Genomic DNA, 13,987 nt, shown 5'->3' with positions numbered 1-13,987 from the left:
TGGGAGCAAAATGCTTAAAGGACACTTACACTCCGTTGAAAGTATGGGTACAGTAGACGGACCAGGAATTAGATATATATTATTCACACAAGGTTGTTTATTAAGATGTTTATATTGTCATAATCCAGATACATGGAAAATTAATGAGCCATCAAGAGAAGTGACAGTAGATGAAATGGTAAATGAAGTATTGCCTTATAAGCCATACTTTGACGCCTCAGGTGGAGGAGTTACAGTTAGTGGTGGCGAACCATTGCTACAAATGCCATTTTTAGAAGCATTATTTAAAGAGTTAAAAGCTAATGGAATAAACACATGTCTTGATACTTCTGCTGGATGTGTTAACGATACAATAGCGTTTAATCGTCACTTTGATGAATTACAAAAATATACAGATCTCATGCTTTTAGACATTAAACATATCGATAATGAAAAACATATTAAATTAACAGGCAAACCGAATACACATATTCTTAAATTTGCACGTAAGCTTTCAGATATGAAGCAACCTATATGGATAAGACACGTTCTAGTACCAGGAATTTCAGATGATAAAGAAGATTTAATTAAATTGGGTGAATTTATCAATTCGCTAGATAATGTTGAAAAATTTGAAATCTTACCTTATCACCAACTCGGAGTACACAAGTGGAAAAATTTAGGCATTCCGTACGAATTAGAAAATGTTGAACCACCAGATGATGAAGCAGTCAAAATGGCATATCAATACGTTAATTTCAAAGGAAAAATTCCAATCACGCTATAAAAAACTATATTATACCCCATAAAATACCCTTCAAATTATGGACATATCAAAGCAGAATTTGATATGTCCATTTTTAATAAAATTTGAAGTAATTGTTAATTATTTATCAAAATATAAAAAATAATTTAATAATCATTAAGTTTATTTTTAAAGTGTGTTTTAATTGTGAACATTTATCATATTTTAACTATTTTTGTGTATTTATGGTAGTATGAACTTGGAAATAGAATTAGTTAGCAATATTTCTAAATTTTATATTTTTTTAGCACTTTTTGTAAACGCTATCAAAATATATTTCAGGAGGGGATAAATTGAAAAACGTCATAATTAATGCAATGGGGACGGTGATTCGCTTATCAATTAATCACAATCAACCAGATTCAATTTTATCTCAAGCCGAGTCCAAAATTCATACTTGGGAAAAACAATTTAGTGCTAATGACGAGCACTCAGATTTAATGAAAATTAACCGAATGGCTGGTATAAGGCCAGTAGTAACTAGTGATGAAATATTTAAAATGATTCAGCTAGGTTATCATGCAACATTAACTTCTAATCAAAAAATGAATATCTTAATAGGCCCTTTAGTTAAACTTTGGAAAATTGGTTTTGAAGATGCTAAAAAGCCGAATGAACAAGACATTCAATATGCGATAACGTTAACGAATCCTGAAAATCTAGAATTGAATGAAGCAACAAATGAAGTTTATTTAACTAAGAAAGGTATGGAGATTGATTTAGGCGCTCTTGTAAAAGGGTATTTTGCTGATCAACTTCAAACATTTTTCATTAATCATGGTGTAACTTCAGGGATTATTGATTTTGGTGGTAACGTGATTACGATTGGTGAAAATACACCAACATCAAGAAGTTGGAAGGTAGGTATTCGTAATCCTTTTTATAAGAATAGTAATCCACTTGCAGTTTTAGACATTCAGCAACAATCTGTTGTGACTTCAGGTATATATGAGCGCTATTTTATAAAAGATCATCAATTGTATCATCACATATTAGATAGTAAAACGGGATACCCAGTTAATAATGATATTGCTAGTGTAACCATCGTATCTGATCATTCTGTGGACTGCGAGATATGGACTACGATTTGTAGTTTTGGGCAAGCATCACAAAATATTGAACTACTTAATCAAATAGATGGTATTGAAGGTGTCATTGTTAAACGTGATGGCGACATCGTCTCAACTTCAAGAATTTCTATGCAAAAAAAATATGTAATTTAAATACTCTAAATGAGTATTATATTTTTAAATACACATGTGAAAATAATCACAATTTATCAGGAGGATGACTTATGAATAAAGAAATTTTAGATACTGTCAAATTGAACTCTGGAGCTGAATTGAAAAACCGTATTGTAATGGCGCCAATGACAATTCAAGCTGGCTATTTTGACGGTAGTGTGACTTCAGAAATGATAGATTACTATCAATACCGTTCAGGTGACGCAGCTGCAATTATTGTAGAAAGTTGCTTTGTTGAAGATCATGGACGTGGATTCCCGGGTGCTATTGGTGTTGACACAGATGAAAAGGTTAAAGGTCTAGCAAGATTAGCACAAGCGATTAAAGACAAAGGATCAAAAGCAATTCTACAAATTTATCATGCCGGTCGTATGGCTAATCCAAAATTAAATGAAGGAGAACAGCCAATCTCCGCAAGTCCAATTACTGCATTGCGACCTGATGCTGCAACACCGCGTGAAATGACTACATCACAAATAGAACAAATGATTAATCACTTTGGCGAAGCAACTCGTAGAGCAATTGAAGCGGGATTCGATGGTGTAGAAATTCACGGTGCGAATACGTATTTAATTCAACAATTCTTCTCTCCTCACTCTAATAGAAGACAAGATGAATGGGGCGGTAGTCGAGAAAAACGTACAAAATTCCCAATCGAAGTATTGAAAAAAGTTCAAAGTGTTGTAGCTCAAGCAGACGCTAAAGATTTTATTATAGGTTATCGCTTCTCTCCAGAAGAATTAGAAGAACCAGGTATTAGATTTGAAGATACAATGTATCTCTTAAATACACTTGCTGAATATAAACCTGACTACTTCCATATTTCAGCAAATAGTTATAAACGTACGTCAATCGTTAATCAAGACGATTCTGAGCCATTAATTAATAAATACTTAAATTCTAGAAATGAAACATTGGCAAGCATTCCTTTAATAGGTGTTGGAAGCATTTCACAAAAACAAGATGCTGAAGAAGCTTTAGAACTAGGATATGACCTATTAGCAGTTGGTAAAGCATACTTAATTGAACCAAATTGGACTGAAAAGATTATTAACGACCAAGAAGTAGAACAATTTGTTGATATTCATGACCAAAAAGTATTACACATTCCATCACCATTATGGAAAGTAATGGACTTTATGATATTAGACAAAGAAGAAGAACATAGAAAATACGAAAAACTTAAAGCATTACAAAATAAAAAAGTGAAATTTAATAAAGGTACTTATAACGTATTTGCTAAAGGACATAACGGTAATTTACCTATGAAAGTAGAACTGTCTGAAGATAAAATTGTAAGTATTGAAGTTGATGACAGTGGAGAATCTGAAGGTATTGCTAATCCAGTATTTGAACGTTTACCACAAGATATCATTGAAGGACAAACATTAAATGTAGACGTAGTTTCTGGGGCAACTGTTACAAGTGAAGGTATTATTCAAGGTATTGCTGAAGCGATTGAACAAGCTGGCGAAGATCCTGATGTACTACGCGCGCGTCCTAAACCAGTTGTTCAATGGTCAAACGAAACAATTGAAGAAACAACAGATATTGTTGTAATCGGTACTGGTGGTGCAGGTTTAAGTGCTGCAGCTACTGCTTTAGATGAAGGTAAAGAAGTGATTATGCTTGAAAAATTTGCTGCTATCGGAGGAAATACGATACGTACTGGCGGACAAGTCAATGCAGTTGAACCAGAATGGCAAGGTAGTTTCCCTGCATTAGCTGGTGAACATGAGACATTAAAACAACTATTAGAACATGATGAAAATGATATAGATGATGATTATAAAGAAGATTTCCGCACAGTAAAATCTCAAATTAAAGCCTATTTAGATGACGATAGTGAAAAAGGCAATAACTTATTCGATTCAATTGAATTACACCGAATTCAAACATATTTAGGTGGTAAACGTAAAGATAAAAATAATGTAGAAATTACAGGTGACTATGAACTAGTTAAAACACTCACAGATAATGTATTAGATTCTGTTAAATGGCTAACAGAAAAAGGGGTACATTTCGATCGTTCATTCGTAGATATGCCAGTTGGTGCATTATGGCGTCGTGGTCATAAACCAATGAAAGCACAAGGTTTAGAATTTATCGAAAATCTTGGTGACTATGTTAAAACACATCACGGTCGTATATTCACTGAAACAACAGCCGAAAAATTAATCAAAGAAGGCAATAAAATTGTAGGTATTGAAGCTCGTAAAGCAAACGGAGCTAAAGTTAAAATTCATACAAAACATGGTGTAGTACTTGCTACAGGTGGATTTGGTGCTAATACTAAAATGTTACAACAATATAATACGTATTGGGATAGTATTCCAGATGATATTAAAACAACTAACTCACCTGCAATTACTGGTGATGGTATACGTTTAGGTGTCCAAGCAGGTGCAGAACTTGTTGGTATGGGATTCTCTCAAATGATGCCAATATCTGACCCTAAAACAGGCGCACTATTCACAGGTTTAATTGTGACACCATCTAACTTCGTATTTGTTAATAAAGAAGGACAACGTTTCGTAAATGAATTTGAAAGTAGAGACGTGTTATCTAAAGCAGCATTAGAACAAAAAGAAGGTATGTTCTACATTATTGCTGATGAAAATATTAAATCATTAGCGATGAATACTTCTGAAGACAAAATTAATCATGAGCTTGAAGACGGTACATTAGTAAAAGGTGACACATTAGAAGAATTAGCAGAAAAACTAAACATCGAACCACAACAATTAATTAATACTATCGAACGTTATAACAAATTTGTTGATCAAGGTCATGATGATGATTTCAATAAAAGTGCATTTGATTTAAAAATTGAAAAAGCACCATTCTATGCAACACCTCGTAAACCAGCAGTACATCATACTATGGGAGGCTTACGAATTAATTCTCAAGCACAAGTTATTGATGTTGAAGGTCATATTATTGAAGGATTATATGCATCTGGTGAGGTAGCAGGAGGTATTCATGCAGGTAACCGATTAGGTGGTAATGCACTTGCTGATATCTTTACTTATGGAAGAATTGCTGGTAAAAGTGCAGCTACGCATCAAGTTACTAATGAATAGGAGTGACTAGCTATGTCTGGAAATTACAAAAAAGGAAATCAATTAATACTCGCTATTATATTAGGGATTTTGACATATTGGTTGTTTGCTCAATCTCTCTTAAATATAGCGCCTCATGTGCAAAATGATTATCACGTTGATATGAGTATTATCAATATTGCAGTAAGTCTTACCTCACTATTAACTGGTGTGTTCATAGTTGTTGCAGGTGGACTTTCAGATAAAATAGGAAGAGTAAAAGTGACTAGAGCGGGACTAGTATTAAGTATATTAGGATCTATTTCCGTTATTATAACTAATATGCCGTTCTTCTTACTTACAGGACGTGTATTACAAGGTCTTTCAGCCGCTTGTTTATTACCAGCGACGATTGCGATTATTAACTCATTCTTCTCAGGTGAAGAACGTCAAAAAGCATTAAGCTTTTGGTCATTTGGTTCTTATGGTGGAACTGGACTAGCTTCTCTATTCGCTGGTGTAGTCGCAACATATGTAGAATGGCGTTGGATTTTTATCTTATCAATTATTTTTGCATTCATCGCAATGATATTATTAAGAGGTACGCCAGAGTCTAAAGATGAATCCGCACATAATAAGAAATTTGATATTATGGGTATTTTCATCTTCGTAATTATGATGTTAAGTATTAATATAGTTATCACACAAGGTACAAAATTAGGTTGGCTTAATCCTGTAATTATAGGTTTAATCGTAGTATTTATTATCACATTGTTTGCATTTTACATTTATGAACGTAAACAAAGAGAACCATTTATTGATTTTACGTTATTTTCAAACAAAATTTATATAGGTACAACGATTGCTAATTTAATGGTTAATACTGAAATTGGAGTGCTTGCATTATTCAATATTTATATGCAAGACGCCATGGGATTATCAGGAGCACAAGCAGGGTTAATTACTATTCCATATATGGTTTGTAGTTTAATCATGGTTCGTGTAGGTGAACGTTTCATGCAAAAAAATGGACCTCAAATACCATTAATGTTTGGACCAATCACTATTGCTGTAGGAATTATTTTACTATCCATTACAGCCTTACCAAGTATAATATATTATATCGTTTCAGTGATTGGGTTTATTTGCATAGGGTTAGGCTTAGGCTTCTTTGCAACACCAGCCTTATCAACAGCAGTATCAAATGTTCCAGAAGAAAAAGTAGGTACAGCATCAGGTATCATTAAAATGACATCAACATTAGGAGCAGCATTTGGTATCGCTGTTGTGACAACTGTTTATTCAACAATTAGTATTTATAACGATACCCATTTTGCAGCAACAATCGCATTTATCGTAGGTGCTTGTATGGTATTAGTCGCATTTATCGCCGCATTTATTTTAGTACCAAAACGAAATGTAGAAGTATAGATCATAAAATAAGCAATTTGTATTTAAAAGAGGGATTTAGTAGCTAGCAGTAGTTACTAAATCCTTTTTTGAAGAGAATATTTATTTTCAGAAAATAGAATATTAGTTTAATAACTAGAAAAACTGATTTTGTATTTAATATTGGAAATCAGTTTTTTATTTGACTAAATAATTTGAGTTGTCTAACAATATAGACTTGTGCAATATTTATAAAAAATAATGCTAATAAATTATGAAACAATGTGATATTATAATGTAGTGTAAAAACATTACTTTTAATGAAAAGAATAAATCTTTGAATTCAATATATATAACACTTGTATATATTAATAATCTAATAAACGATTTATGCTAATACCTAAAAGTTATTTGAAGGGGAGTTAATTAAATGAGGGTCAAAAAAGCAATTATTCCAGCAGCTGGTTTGGGTACTAGATTTTTACCAGCAACAAAAGCAATGCCGAAAGAAATGCTTCCAATTCTAGATAAACCAACTATTCAATACATCGTTGAAGAAGCATCAAGAGCAGGTATCGAAGACATTATTATCGTTACAGGTAAACATAAACGTGCGATTGAAGACCACTTTGATAACCAAAAAGAACTAGAAATGGTTCTAGAAGAAAAAGGTAAAAATGATTTATTAGAAAGAGTTCAATACTCAACAGATTTAGCTAATATCTTTTACGTTAGACAAAAGGAACAAAAAGGTTTAGGTCATGCCATCCACACAGCACGTCAATTTATTGGCGATGAACCATTTGCAGTGTTATTAGGCGATGACATTGTTGAATCTGAAACACCTGCCATCAAACAATTAATGGATGTTTACGATGAAACAGGTAAATCTGTTATTGGTGTACAAGAAGTTGCACCCGAAGATACGCACCGTTACGGTATCATCGACCCATTAGAACAATCAGGATTACGTTATGAAGTTAAAAAATTCGTAGAAAAACCTAAACAAGGTACAGCACCATCAAACTTAGCCATCATGGGTCGCTATGTGTTAACACCAGAAATCTTCGACTACCTTGAAACACAAGAAGAAGGCGCAGGAAATGAAATTCAATTAACTGACGCAATCGAACGTATGAACACAGAAAGCCAAGTGTACGCATATGACTTCGAAGGTAATCGTTATGACGTTGGTGAAAAATTAGGATTCGTTAAAACAACGATCGAATATGCATTAAAAGATGAAGACATGAAAGACGATTTAAAAAAATATATTAGAGAATTGAATGTATAAAATTTAGGAGAACAAAATTGAAAAAGATAGATATTAAAACAAAGGTTGATAATTATAAAAAAAATAAAGGTAAATTTGTTTATATAGAAAGTAGAAGAAAGAAAAAAATACAAAAAAATTATTTTGTATTAGAGTCAACACACGGGGACTCTGTTGGTGGTCATATTTTTTATCTCATTAAGGAAATTCAAAAACAAGTTGAAAAATGTAAAGTTTTTTTAGTATCAAAACAACCAGAAAAACATAAAAAATTCCTTGAAGAAAAAGGTTTTAGTAATATTCAAATTGTTAAACATTTGTCTGAAGAATATTATGAATTATTAGCTGTTTCAGAGTATTTAATCAATGATACAACATTTTATCCATTTTTTAATAAGAGAAAAGATCAAAAATATTACATAATTTGGCATGGAACCCCATTGAAGAATATGGGAAAAGATATGGAAATAGTGGTAGACGTTGCTAATGTACAAAGAAACTTTTATATGGCAGATAAAATTATTGTTAGTAACGAACATACAAAAGATGTTCTTGTTGAATCACATAATTTAAAAAATGTTTACCCAGGTAAAGTTGTTGTAGGTCCATCACCTAGAAATAGTGTATTTTTTGATAAAGCATTGAGAGAAAAGGTTAGGGAAGATTTAGAACTTGTAAATAAAAAAGTAATTAGCTATATGCCGACATGGCGAGGAACGGTAGGTAAAGTTAGAAAATCTTCCGAAGTAGAAAAAATGCTTAATTATTTAGATAAATTCTTAGATGAAAATACTATATTATACGTTAAGTTACACGACTTTGAGAAAAATAGCATAAAGAATACTTATAGGAATATACGTTTCTTCCCAGACAATTATGAGACATATGAATTTTTGACAGCAACTGATGCATTGATAACAGACTATTCTTCAGTAATGTATGATTATTTAAATTTAAATAAACCGGTTATTTTGTATACATATGATTTAGAGGAATATGCGAATACAAGAGGAATGTATGAAGATTTAACTGAGTATCCATTTGTAAATACTGAGACTCTAGAAGATTTAGAAAGAGCTATTAATAAAGTAGATAGTGAGATTAATTATATAAATATGAAACAAAGATTTACTAAATATGATCATCACACAGGTGCTTTAAAAATAACTAAAAATATATTAAATGACTATACTGATGATTCAATTTTGGAATACGATATCCATAATGGAAAAGAAACTGTTGCCATTTTAAGTGGTGGATTTTGGAATAATGGCGTAACTACTGCTCTAATTAATACTTTAGAAAATATTGATACAACTAAACGAAATTACATATGTTTCTTTGAGAAGTCTAAAGTAAAGCCTGAACATTATTATAGATTATTAAATCTTCCAGAAAATGTTCTTTTTTATCCAACTACTGGCTAATTAAATGGAAACTTACAAGATCGTTTATTAGTTAAAAAATATTTATGGGATGAAACATACACTGCCAAAGCCCGTCAAAAACAATTAAAAAGAATATATAAAGAAGAGTTCACGAGATTGTTTGGTGATGTGAAAATTGACTGGATGATTCATTATACTGGCTTTGAACGTAAAGAGGCAGAAATGATGAGACATATTGATGCTAAAACAGCTATTTGGGTACATACAGATATGTTTGAAGAATATAAAGCTAAAAGTAATTTCAGTCGAAAAATTGTATTCGGTGCATACAAAGATGTGGATAAAATTGTTTTAGTGCATAATAACTTAAAAGAAAATCTAGTGAAAAACATCAAAGGAATTAGCGACAAAATTACGACAGTAAATAATTTCTTAGGTGAAAACAGAACACGTAATCTAGGAAATGAGGGCTTATTTAATTCGTTAGAAGGTGTTAAAGTAGATTATTCATTTAATGATAATGCCTATAAATCTAAGAATCAAATGTACCTAGAACAATTTAAAGAGGATATCCAAACATTGTTAGATGAAGTGAAAAATAAGAAAAATATAAACTTCCAATTAGTATTAGATAAAATTGTCGAATTAAGTATGGATTATAAAGTAAGTGATTATTTAACTCATGTGGTTAATAAAGAAATAGAAATGATTAACCAATCAGTTAATAACTTGAAAAATATATTTAATGATAATGAAGATTTAGCGTATAAGCTAGCTTTTGAAGAATTTGAAAAAGAAATACTACCTAAACTTAAAGACAAAGAAGATGAACTTCACTTTGAATTTCCTGATTTAAATGAAAAATTAGAACAATATAGACTAAGTACTATTGAAGAAGATGAAGCTGAGGAAGATATTGAAGTGAATAAACAGAACCACAAATTGTCTTCTCATGCTAAAAAGTTAATTTTAGATAGTTATCAAACGTTAAAGAGAGAAAAAGATTTATCAACTAAATTTAATGATTTGTTTGAAGGACAATTTGATAAAATAAATGATTATATTAATCAGTATGTATTAGAAAATGAAAATCAATTATCTAAAAAGCCGATATTTGATTTTTACAATCATTTTAGAATATCTAAAGTGAAACTGTTAAATGCTATTTATAATAAAGATGTTAAAGTGTATATAAATATAGGAAGATACGACTACCAAAAAGGACACGATAAGTTAATCGAAGCCTTTGAAGATTTATATGAAGTGAATCAAAATGTATTTTTAGTTTTAGTTTGTCCACACGGGCCATTAAAAAGTAAAACGATTAATAGAGTACGAAACTCATCTGCCAGAGAATGCATTGTTATTTTAGGTGGTATGAATAATCCATACCCACTATTATCACATTGTGATGCATTCGTTTTATCCTCAAATTATGAAGGATTAGGGTTAGTCGTTTATGAGGCATTAGCATTAAAAACAGATGTAATTACTGTAGATCTTCCAGAAACGATACAATACTTAGAAGAAAATCAAGCTATTATTGTTGATAATAATGCTAAAGGTATTTATAACGGATTATACAAACATAGATATAATCAATATGATATTAAAGAATTCGATTTCGAACCATTAAGACAATCATCTATTAAAGAATTTGAAAATGTATTCAAATGATGTATTTATTATGACTTTCTATGTAAAGAGAACAAATATGTATATGAAATGGTCAATCATTGGTAGGTCATTTAAGGATAGCGTTTTTTAATGGAGAGAAATATAAGAATATAAAAAAGTGGCTTACTTAAAGGTAGGCCATTTTTTTCGTAAAAAAATCGTTTATTATTATCGGAATATTCAGTATAATCAAAAGAAGGCAAATCATTAATGAAAATAGACATCGATACAGCATAAGAGGTACAACATGAAATGGTTTAAGATAATATTAGACATCACGGTATTACTATTAATATCAACACTTTTATTCTTATATACATATAAAGAAAATGAACAATTGTTACCTAGTAGTAAATATATAGTTGAAGTCACTGACTGGGATCATCAATATAATAAAAAAGAGATTTTTGATACAATCACAAAATTTGCTAAAAAAGAACATATTGCAATATATAAAGTGATTACTAATTATCAAAATAAGAAGATAAATAAAGATATATATGTCTTTAATCCAACTCAACAAACTTCGCTTAATTCCTTGTATTCACTTTTGTACATCATCCAATTATTGACCGTGTTAATCCATTACTCAAAATGGAAGACGACTATGCTAAAGTACCTAAAGATACGCAGTATTATGAAAATATTTCCGTGTTCAACAAAGATGGTAAAAAATTGGATTATAAACTTACATTTAATGGATATGACCCTGATAAAGAATATGTGAAAGTCACGCATAAAGGACAATATGTAAGAAAAATCACATATGTTAAAGAAGAGAATGTGCCAAAAGAGGTTAAATCCCAATGACAATACAATTGAATCATCTATCAATTCACAAAGATAACTATCGTATATTTGATGATGTTAATCTAACATTCGAATATGGAAAATCATACGCTTTAATCGGAACAAGCGGATGTGGTAAATCAACTTTGTTAAACATCATTGCTGGCATTGAAAAAGTTGGTAAAGAACAAATATTATTTAATGGCCAAATACAAAAGTTTAATGCTAAATTTTACAGAGAACAACTGGGTTATTTATTTCAAAATTATGGTTTAGTAGAGAACTTATCTATTGATGAAAATTTAGACATAGGACTCGCTTATAAAAAGTTGTCCAAAAAAGAAAAAGAAGCATTAAAGTCGAAGTATTTAAGTCAATTTGGACTGACTGAAAATAAAAAGAGAAAGGTTCATACTTTGAGTGGTGGCGAACAACAACGCGTAGCTTTAATAAGATTGATGTTGAAGGAGCCAACGATTATATTAGCTGATGAACCTACAGGAGCCTTAGATCCTGAAACTGGACAGTTGATTATACAATTATTACTCAACTTAGTAGATGAACATAATATATTAATAATAGCAACACATGATATGAATATCGCTTCCCAATGCGATGAAGTGATTGATTTAACGAAATTAGCATAATTTAAAAATATTTCTAATGATTAAAGAAAATCCTCAACTTGAAAAACAAACCTCTCAGAACTAATGATCGTATTAGTTATAAGGGATTCTGTTAAAACAAGTTGAGGATATTTTTATTTTTATAATGCTTCTTTGAGTGCCTCTTTCATAGCAACATAAGCATAGTTACCAAAGTCTGCTTGTGCACTTTCAAACGGAGCGCCATTAACACTCACTACTTCATGATTTTTATCTTTATCATATTTAACAGGTGAGAAATTAAAATAAGCTAAATAGTTAGAAGCGGATTTTTCGTCTTTGTCCTTTTCACCTTTAACTAATACTGACACATTAGTAACTGGAAGTGCTTCATATTTCATTTCAGCTACACTATATGGTATAGGTTTTGATTGGTTAAGTTTTAATAATTGCTTTAGATTTTTAACTTTAGTGAAATCTTTATTTTCTACAGCATCGCTGAAACTTACATGGTATAGACCTGGTTCAACAGAAGCATAAACAAGTTTACCTTCTTTATATTTAGTCATGATTTCAGTATAATATTCCGGGTAATTTGTGTTGCCAACTTTTTTGCCAGATCCAGTGACATACCAATAATTAACTTGCTTAATACCATCTTCGCCAGCATCCATTTTTTGACGTTTTACATCTTTTTTATCTTTGAAAAATGCATCAACATCACTTAATGAAGAACCCTTAGATTCTTTAGTATATTTATAATCAGCAAGCTTTACTTTATCCATTAATTTCTTATAATCTTTCCAACCTTGCATTCCTTTTTTATTAGTGAAAGTTTTATCTGTCATAATTGGATCTAGTTTATTAAGCATAGAGATTGGTTTTTGTTTACTATATTTTTTCTTAGCTTCTTCATACGCTTCACTATTGTCATCGTATTCTTTAAAACGTTCACTTTTACTTTTAGCTTTAGATTCTGATTTTTTCTCCTCATTTTTATGTGAATCTTTATCATTATTACTATTGCTACAACCTGCTAAACATAATACTAAGGCTAAAATAAATACACTAATTAATTTTTTCATAATAAGTTCTCCTTTAACTATGTTTTAAGTTAATGCATTATTATATTTTTCATAGTGCCAATGTTTATCTTCAAGCATTTCTTGATAAAACGGGTTTTGTCCAATAAGTTTAATTTCATCTGCTAAAACTTCTACTTCGTCTAAATGATGTGTAGTCATGATAATTAAACAATGTGATTTTAATTGCTCTAATAGGCGGTGTATATCATATCTTGACTCAAGATTAATTCCAACGGTTGGTTCATCAAGTATTAAAATATGAGGATTACTGAGCAATCCAATTAAAATATTAATTTTACGTTTATTACCACCTGATAAATTGGAAACTTTAACTTTAGTTTCTTTAAAATTTAACTGTGATAAATAATCTTGTATTGTCTCTTCTGATACAGGATTATTACACAGTGACTTGAAAAAGTTAATATTTTCATTAACTGTCATATGTTCAAAAAGTGCGATATCTTGTGGAACATAACCGACCATATCTCTAATATGACGTTTAGTTAGTGTTTGGTTAAAATATTGTATGGAACCAGAATCTACCTTTTCAATACCAGCAATTAAACGTAATAAAGTTGATTTCCCAGCACCATTTTCTCCTAATAAAATAGTAATTTGATTATCTTGAATTTGCATATTGAGTTTATCGAAAATATGTTTATTTCTATAACTTTTACTTACGTCATTAATGTTTATCATCTAGTTCACACTC

General features: G+C 30.7%; 10 protein-coding genes and 1 pseudogene. 9 read left to right on the top strand and 2 right to left on the bottom strand.

Translation table 11 applies throughout. The features are described 5' to 3' along the window. The first annotated feature begins 10 nt into the window (after nucleotides 1-10). The 9 genes and pseudogenes from pflA to Q4528_RS01835 all read left to right on the top strand — a co-directional run bounded on the left by pflA (nucleotide 11) and on the right by Q4528_RS01835 (nucleotide 12,232). Complete coding sequence (gene pflA, locus Q4528_RS01875) at nucleotides 11-766, top strand: pyruvate formate-lyase-activating protein (protein WP_046467229.1); 756 nt, start codon at nucleotides 11-13, stop codon at nucleotides 764-766. A gap of 311 nt (nucleotides 767-1,077) precedes the next feature. Continuing rightward, nucleotides 1,078-2,007 (top strand): FAD:protein FMN transferase, encoded by a 930-nt coding sequence (locus Q4528_RS01870; RefSeq protein WP_082082899.1) that lies wholly within the window; start codon nucleotides 1,078-1,080, stop codon nucleotides 2,005-2,007. 71 nt (nucleotides 2,008-2,078) lie between these two features. Then, nucleotides 2,079-5,111 (top strand): NADH-dependent flavin oxidoreductase, encoded by a 3,033-nt coding sequence (locus Q4528_RS01865; RefSeq protein WP_046467228.1) that lies wholly within the window; start codon nucleotides 2,079-2,081, stop codon nucleotides 5,109-5,111. A 12-nt stretch (nucleotides 5,112-5,123) separates the two neighbouring features. Beyond that, complete coding sequence (locus tag Q4528_RS01860) at nucleotides 5,124-6,500, top strand: MFS transporter (RefSeq protein WP_046467227.1); 1,377 nt, start codon at nucleotides 5,124-5,126, stop codon at nucleotides 6,498-6,500. A gap of 388 nt (nucleotides 6,501-6,888) precedes the next feature. Continuing rightward, nucleotides 6,889-7,752, top strand: a complete 864-nt coding sequence (galU, locus tag Q4528_RS01855) for a UTP--glucose-1-phosphate uridylyltransferase GalU (RefSeq protein WP_046467226.1) — start codon at nucleotides 6,889-6,891, stop codon at nucleotides 7,750-7,752. Between the two features lie 17 nt (nucleotides 7,753-7,769). Next, entirely contained in the window at nucleotides 7,770-9,158 is a 1,389-nt protein-coding gene (locus Q4528_RS01850) for a CDP-glycerol glycerophosphotransferase family protein (protein ID WP_231577507.1), read from the top strand. A gap of 129 nt (nucleotides 9,159-9,287) precedes the next feature. Beyond that, nucleotides 9,288-10,796 carry a glycosyltransferase gene (locus Q4528_RS01845; RefSeq protein ID WP_231577506.1) on the top strand — a complete coding sequence of 503 codons (1,509 nt, stop codon included), beginning with the start codon at nucleotides 9,288-9,290 and terminating at the stop codon, nucleotides 10,794-10,796. Nucleotides 10,797-11,333: 537 nt separating this feature from the next. Further along, a pseudogene (locus Q4528_RS01840) lies at nucleotides 11,334-11,606 on the top strand (YxeA family protein); the annotation flags it as partial. Next, complete coding sequence (locus Q4528_RS01835) at nucleotides 11,603-12,232, top strand: putative bacteriocin export ABC transporter (protein WP_046467224.1); 630 nt, start codon at nucleotides 11,603-11,605, stop codon at nucleotides 12,230-12,232. The pseudogene Q4528_RS01840 and the gene Q4528_RS01835, both read left to right, overlap by 4 nt. 119 nt (nucleotides 12,233-12,351) lie before the next feature. Here the strand turns inward: Q4528_RS01835 and Q4528_RS01830 are convergent, their stop codons facing one another. Together Q4528_RS01830 and Q4528_RS01825 are read right to left on the bottom strand one after the other, a co-directional pair. Then, nucleotides 12,352-13,275 (bottom strand): hypothetical protein, encoded by a 924-nt coding sequence (locus Q4528_RS01830; RefSeq protein ID WP_046467223.1) that lies wholly within the window; start codon nucleotides 13,273-13,275, stop codon nucleotides 12,352-12,354. 24 nt (nucleotides 13,276-13,299) lie between these two features. Then, complete coding sequence (locus Q4528_RS01825; protein WP_046467222.1) at nucleotides 13,300-13,974, bottom strand: ABC transporter ATP-binding protein; 675 nt, start codon at nucleotides 13,972-13,974, stop codon at nucleotides 13,300-13,302. Between the last annotated feature and the right edge of the window lie 13 nt (nucleotides 13,975-13,987).

It is taken from the genome of Staphylococcus pasteuri, assembly GCF_030547725.1.
GTDB classification, from domain to species: Bacteria; Bacillota; Bacilli; order Staphylococcales; family Staphylococcaceae; genus Staphylococcus; species Staphylococcus pasteuri.
Note: the sequence above shows the minus strand (reverse complement) of the source record. Positions and strands in the feature narration are given on the sequence as shown.

What these genes read in the sequence shown, in the direction of transcription:
- pflA (WP_046467229.1), top strand. Translation starts at nt 11, where the DNA reads ATGCTTAAAGGACACTTACACTCCGTTGAAAGTATGGGTACAGTAGAC.
- Q4528_RS01865 (WP_046467228.1), top strand. Translation starts at nt 2,079, where the DNA reads ATGAATAAAGAAATTTTAGATACTGTCAAATTGAACTCTGGAGCTGAA.
- Q4528_RS01860 (WP_046467227.1), top strand. Translation starts at nt 5,124, where the DNA reads ATGTCTGGAAATTACAAAAAAGGAAATCAATTAATACTCGCTATTATA.
- galU (WP_046467226.1), top strand. Translation starts at nt 6,889, where the DNA reads ATGAGGGTCAAAAAAGCAATTATTCCAGCAGCTGGTTTGGGTACTAGA.
- Q4528_RS01835 (WP_046467224.1), top strand. Translation starts at nt 11,603, where the DNA reads ATGACAATACAATTGAATCATCTATCAATTCACAAAGATAACTATCGT.
- Q4528_RS01830 (WP_046467223.1), bottom strand. Translation starts at nt 13,275, where the DNA reads ATGAAAAAATTAATTAGTGTATTTATTTTAGCCTTAGTATTATGTTTA.
- Q4528_RS01825 (WP_046467222.1), bottom strand. Translation starts at nt 13,974, where the DNA reads ATGATAAACATTAATGACGTAAGTAAAAGTTATAGAAATAAACATATT.